This is a genomic window from Paenarthrobacter sp. NPDC092416, assembly GCF_044755025.1.
In the GTDB taxonomy this organism is placed as follows: domain Bacteria; phylum Actinomycetota; class Actinomycetes; order Actinomycetales; family Micrococcaceae; genus Arthrobacter.
Genome location: NZ_JBIVQG010000042.1, coordinates 1 through 1,298, shown reverse-complemented (window position 1 = coordinate 1,298; position 1,298 = coordinate 1). Strand labels below are relative to the sequence as shown.

1 protein-coding gene and 1 pseudogene are annotated in these 1,298 nt (G+C 65.5%); both read left to right on the top strand.

Annotated elements, in window-relative coordinates:
* Positions 1-1,194: MmgE/PrpD family protein (locus ACIQC5_RS24245; RefSeq protein ID WP_400287777.1), on the top strand; the 1,194-nt coding region annotated here is incomplete at its 5' end.
* Positions 1,195-1,298, top strand: a pseudogene (locus ACIQC5_RS24240) (methylisocitrate lyase); the annotation flags it as partial.

Sequence of the window (1,298 nt, the reverse complement as noted above, 5' to 3'; positions counted from 1 at the left end):
TACCATGACACGTTCCTGGCCGCGGATTACTCCCACCCGGGCGACAACATCCCGCCGATCCTGGCCGTGGCCCAGCATGTGGGTTCCACCGGGGCTGATCTGGTCCGGGCGATCGCGACCGGGTATGAGATCCAGGTGAACCTGGTCAAAGCGATCTGCCTGCACAAGCACAAGATCGACCACGTCGCCCACCTCGGCCCGTCCGCCGCGGCAGGGATCGGCACGTTGTTGGGCCTGGATGTTGAGACGATTTTCCAGTCCGTGGGCCAGGCACTGCACACCACCACCGCGACCCGGCAGTCCCGCAAGGGCGAAATCTCCACCTGGAAGGCCCACGCCCCGGCCTTCGCGGGCAAGATGGCTGTCGAAGCCGCGGACCGGGCCATGCGCGGACAAACCTCCCCGGTGCCGATCTACGAAGGCGAAGACGGCGTGATCGCCTGGATGCTCGACGGCCCCGACGCCTCCTACGAAGTGCCGTTGCCGCTGCCCGGTGAAGCCAAACGCGCGATCCTGGACACCTACACCAAGGAACACTCCGCCGAGTACCAGGCCCAGGCCTGGATCGACCTCGCCCGCAAACTCAACCGCGAGCACCCCGAAACCACCGACCCCGCCAACGTGGCCTCGGTGCTGATCAAGACCAGCCACCACACCCACTACGTGATCGGTTCCGGCGCGAACGACCCCCAGAAGTACTCCCCCACCGCGTCCCGGGAAACCCTGGACCACTCCATCCCCTACATCTTCACCGTCGCCCTGCAGGACGGCGCCTGGCACCACGTGGACTCCTACGCCCCCGAACGCGCCGCACGCCCGGACACCGTGGAACTCTGGCACAAAGTCACCACCGTCGAAGACCCCGAATGGACCCGCCGCTACCACTCCCTGGACATCGCAGAAAAGGCCTTCGGCGGCACTGTTGTCATCACACTCACGGATGGGTCTGTTGTCACGGACGAGATCGCCGTGGCCGACGCCCACCCGCTCGGTGCCCGGCCCTTCGCCCGCGAGCAGTACGTGAACAAGTTCCGCACCCTCGCTGCCGGTCTCGTGGAGGAGGCCGAGATCGAAAGGTTCCTCACCGCCGTCGAACACGTCACCGACCTCGGCCCCGGCGAACTGGACCAGCTCAACATCACCGCAGCCCCCGGCATCATCGACCCCACCAACGCACCCAAGGGACTGTTCTAAATGCTCTACTCCAAAGTCACTCCCGAACAGAAACGCCTGAAACTCCGCGAACTCCTGAACTCTGGGACCATCGCGCAGTTCCCGGGCGCGTTCAACCCGCTCTC